This window comes from Candidatus Aegiribacteria sp. (assembly GCA_021108005.1).
Classification (GTDB): Bacteria; Fermentibacterota; Fermentibacteria; order Fermentibacterales; family JCC-6; genus Aegiribacteria.
This window is the reverse complement of record JAIORS010000111.1, coordinates 1-2107: the sequence shown is the minus strand read 5'-3', so window position 1 is coordinate 2107 and position 2107 is coordinate 1. Positions and strand designations below refer to the sequence as shown.

Genomic DNA, 2107 nt, shown 5'->3' with positions numbered 1-2107 from the left:
GGCTAGAGCACCGGCCTGTCACGCCGGAAGTTGCGAGTTCGAGTCTCGTCCGGACCGCCAGAGATAACGGGGTCGGACGCCACTTGCGGCACTTACGAAATTGTCCGGAATGGACCGCAAACGAAATTATCCCTTTCCCTTAAACTGGACGATGCTTTCATCTCTCTTAATAATCTAAGTAATATTCGGAAATACGGCTGTATGACCAATCAGCAGTAATACAATTTAAGGGGGAATATATGAGAATCATAGTGATTGTACTTCTTGTAACACTTTGTTTCGGAATTACCTATGCCGGTAATATCGACTATCTTACAAATAGAAGTGTTAACTATTTCAGAAATTTTGCGCGTAATTCGGCTACGGATGGTGCTGACCTTATCAGTTACAATCCGGCTGGACTGGTGTTCCTTGAAGAGGGTTTCCATATATGTTTCGGCAACGAGTTTTTCTTGAAGGATTACACCATAGACGCTGTTCCCTTCTGGGATACAACTTCAGTGATAACTTACGAATCAAACGAGCCCACACTGCTTTATCCCGACCTGCATGTTGTTTATAGAACAGGTGATTGGGCCGTTTTTGGCGCCTTCACTGTTCCCGCCGGAGGGGGAGCCCTTGATTACAAGGATGGTATCTATGCGATGTCCCTGCTCGAGACGGGATATCAACAGGCGATGCATGGAAGCCCGTACTACTTCGCTGTAATGAATGAAGGCAATATTAAAGCTTCTTCGCAGTATCTCGCGGGTACAGCGGGAGCTTCCTATGCGATAAATGACATGTTCTCCTTTTCTCTCGCAGGTCGTTACACTTCAGCCAGGAAGACCTACGATGGCCAGGCTGATTTCGTAATATTCTTTCCTGATTCCACAGGAACACCTGTACCGGTTGAAACATCAAGCCGTACTCTGGACGTTGAAAAAACAGCAAATGGATTCAATGGGATAGTAAGTGTTGATGTAGTTCCAGTTGAAAACCTTAATATCGCTCTGCGGTACGAAACCCGCACTAATCTGGAATTCAAGACAGGTGTTGGCGAGAATGGCTGGAATCCTGTACCGCTTCCCGATTCCAGTTTTTCTGTCGAAGGCTTTAAGCAGAGAAGAGATCTTCCAGCCATATTGGCCGGGGGAATTTCGTATCGCTTTTCACCCAAATTCAAGCTGAGTACGACATTCAACTATTACTTCGTTGAAGATGCCGCTGAAGATTCACTCAATGGCCTTGATAATGATTACAAAAACGGTTTTGATATAGGAATCGGAATAGATTATCAGATTTCCCCCAGGATACTCGGAGGGCTCGCGTATCTTCGTAGTGATCTGGGAGGAAGCGAGGACACTTTCAGCGACCTTGAGTACAATCTTGACTGTCACTGCATAGGTGGAGGAATTCGCTATTCGGTTAATGAGGATTTTGCCTTTACCTTAGCCGGAGGACACAATATTTACGACGAGGCGCATGGGTCCGAATCATTTGAAAATTGCACCTATAACAAGAAAGTCTGGTATTTTGGTCTTGGTGCTGAAATAAGTTTCAGGTAATTCAATAAGCGTTTAAGGTATCGGGGCTAACATTTAAACAGACAAAATGTTTAGATGTTAGCCCCGGCACCATTTTCTGTTACAATCTGTTACATAGAGACAATACTCTGTTTGCAATTGCTCCTCAGAATATTACCGGAAGAAAGGAGGCGCGACATGAAAACACTTTCGGTAAATATGGAAACAACAGAAAGGAGGAGCGAAATGAAAAAGCTTCTTGGAACAGTGGCAGCGGTAGCGGTACTGGTTCTTGCGTGCGGGTGCATTCAGGACCCTTCGGGGGAAGTCTCCGACTCGGAGAACATTCAGACCCTTCTGAGATATAACGGTTACGTCAGCATGAGTCCCCTTGATGCAGAGGGGGAAAGCGGCGGGGACGGGAAAGACTACGAGTTTCCCGAGCACTGGTGGAGGGAATTGAACACTGAAAGCTCACTTGAGATCATTCACGAGAACGACCCTGAAATGGGGATATGCACGGTCACGGTTGTAAGGAACCTGGATGCTGATTTCAATATCGACACAACACATGAAGGTATACTGAACCCCGGAATCAAAAG

General features: G+C 45.8%; 2 protein-coding genes. Both read left to right on the top strand.

Translation table 11 applies throughout. The annotated features are described in order from the left end of the window. The first annotated feature begins 239 nt into the window (after positions 1-239). Positions 240-1547: a hypothetical protein gene (locus tag K8S15_06595; protein ID MCD4775708.1), complete on the top strand. Its 1308-nt coding sequence runs from the start codon at positions 240-242 to the stop codon at positions 1545-1547. Positions 1548-1703: 156 nt separating this feature from the next. Then, positions 1704-2107, top strand: a 404-nt coding sequence (locus K8S15_06590; GenBank protein ID MCD4775707.1) for a hypothetical protein, incomplete at its 3' end; no start/stop codon positions are given.

Coding starts and splice junctions, on each gene's coding strand:
- K8S15_06595 (MCD4775708.1), top strand. CDS start 240: ATGAGAATCATAGTGATTGTACTTCTTGTAACACTTTGTTTCGGAATT.